1 protein-coding gene is annotated in these 2,375 nt (G+C 55.4%); it reads left to right on the plus strand.

Annotated elements, in window-relative coordinates; all coding sequences use genetic code 11:
• A partial coding sequence (locus tag H580_RS24980; protein WP_036605614.1) for a condensation domain-containing protein occupies positions 1-2,375 on the plus strand: 2,375 nt, incomplete at both ends.

Consider the following 2,375-nt stretch of genomic DNA (forward strand, 5'->3'; position numbering starts at 1 on the left):
AAAGCGTGGCTGAATGCGAAATTCTACATCGTGGACGCGCATCTGAATCCGGTGCCGGTCGGGGTGCTGGGTGAACTGGTCATCGGCGGAGTCGGGGTCGCTCGTGGGTACTTGAACCGTCCAGAGCTGACGGAAGAGAAGTTCGTAGACAGCCCGTTCGCCGCGGGCGAGCGGCTGTACCGCACGGGAGACATGGCGCGTTGGATGGAAGACGGCAATGTGGACTTCATCGGCCGAATTGACAATCAGGCGAAAATCCGGGGTTACCGGATCGAAACGGGCGAGATCGAGTCGCAGCTGCTGCGAGTGGAAGGTTTGCGCGAAGCGGTGGTGCTGGTTCGAAATGACGCGAATGGACAGAAAGCGCTGTGCGCGTATTACACGCCGAATACCGGGGCGGAGCTGGCAGTGAATGATTTGCGCGGCGCGTTGGCACAGGAACTACCTGGCTATATGATCCCGTCGTACTTCGTGGAGCTGGAGCGCTTGCCTCTGACGCTGAACGGGAAAATCGACCGAAAGGCGCTGCCAGCGCCGGAAGGAGAAGCGGGAAGTGGAACAGAGTACGTCGCACCGCGCAATGAGCTGGAAACGAAGCTGGCGGTGATTTGGCAGGAGGTGCTCGGGCTTGCGAAGGAGATTGGCGTTCACGACAACTTCTTCGACATCGGCGGCCACTCCCTGCGGGCGACGACACTGGTCAGCAAGATTCATAAAGAGCTTAACGTGGATCTACCGCTGCGCGATGTGTTCCGCCATTCCACCATCGAGAGCATGGCGACCGCCATTTCGCGGCTGGATGAGCAGGTATTCGTTGCCATTCCGGTGGCGGATGATCGAGAGGTTTACCCGCAATCTTTTGCTCAAAAGCGTCTCTTTATCCTGAATCAACTGGAAGGCGCGGAGCTTAGCTACAATATGCCGGAAGCGATGCTGCTGGAGGGTGCTTTGGACCGAGCCAGGTTCGAAGCATCGTTCCGTAAACTTGTGGAGCGGCATGAAATGTTGCGCACCGGGTTCGAAATGGTGGCTGGTGAAGCATCGCAGCGGATTTACCAGGATGTGAAGTTTGCCGTGGAGTTCTATCGAGCGGATGAGCAAAAGGCTGAAGAGACGGTTCGCAGTTTCGTACGTCCGTTTGACTTGGCGAAGCCTCCGCTGCTGAGGGTAGGCCTTGTTGAGCTGGCTCCTGAACGCCATATTCTAATGTACGACATGCATCATATTATTTCCGACGGCGTCTCGATGGAAATCTTTATTGAAGAATTCGTCCGCTTGTACGGCGGTGAGCAATTGGAGCCTTTGCGCATTCAGTACAAAGACTACACCGTTTGGCAGCACTCGCAGGAGCAGAAGGAACGGCTTCAGCTTCAGGAGGCGTACTGGCTGGACATGTTCCAAGGTGAGCTTCCGGTGCTGGAAATGCCGACAGACTATCCGCGTCCGGCCGTGCAGAGTTACGAAGGCCAAACGCTGGAGTTTTTCTTCGACGCTTTGAAAACCGACGGTCTGAAGCAGTTGGCCTCGGAAACGGGAACAACACTGTTTATGGTGCTGCTTGCGGCGTATAACGTCCTTCTGCACAAATATTCAGGTCAGGAAGACGTGATCATCGGTACGCCGATTGCGGGAAGGAATCATGGAGATGTGCAGCCGTTGATCGGGATTTTCTTAAACACGCTGGCTATCCGCAGTTATCCGGCTTCGGAGAAGACATTCCTGTCATACCTGAACGAAGTCAAAGAAACGACCCTACATGCCTTCGAGCATCAAAACTATCCGTTCGAAGAATTGGTGGAAAAGGTGCAAGTCACCCGTGATTTAAGCCGCAATCCGCTCTTCGACACATTGTTTACGATGCAGAATACGGAGAACGAGGAATTTGAGTTGGAAGGGCTTCGCCTGGTTCCTTATCCGAGTACACTAGATACCGCAAAGTTTGATATCAGCTTGGATGTGGGCGAGGAGAACGGCGGCTTAGATTACAGCTTCGAATATGCAACGGCTCTTTACAAAAGGGAGACGATCGAACGGTTGGCGAAGCATTACGAGCAGTTGCTCATAACGATCGTAAGCCGTCCGGATGCGAAGATTGCCGAGCTGAACTTGCTGACGGCAGAGGAGAAAGAACAAATTCTCGGTGAGTTCAACCCGGCGCAGCCAGAAGCGGCTCCTGCGGCCGCATTCCACCGGCTGTTTGAGGAACAGGCGGAGCGCACGCCGGAAGAGGCAGCTGTCGTGTACGAGAACGACCGCATGACGTATGCGGAGCTGAACGAGCGGGCGAACTGTTTGGCGGCTACGCTGCGCGCAAGCGGCATTGGCCGGGAGACGATCGTCGGCATTCTCGCCGAGCGTTCGGTGGACTTGCTAGT

It is taken from the genome of Paenibacillus assamensis DSM 18201, assembly GCF_000422445.1.
Lineage (GTDB): Bacteria > Bacillota > Bacilli > Paenibacillales > Paenibacillaceae > Paenibacillus_B > Paenibacillus_B assamensis.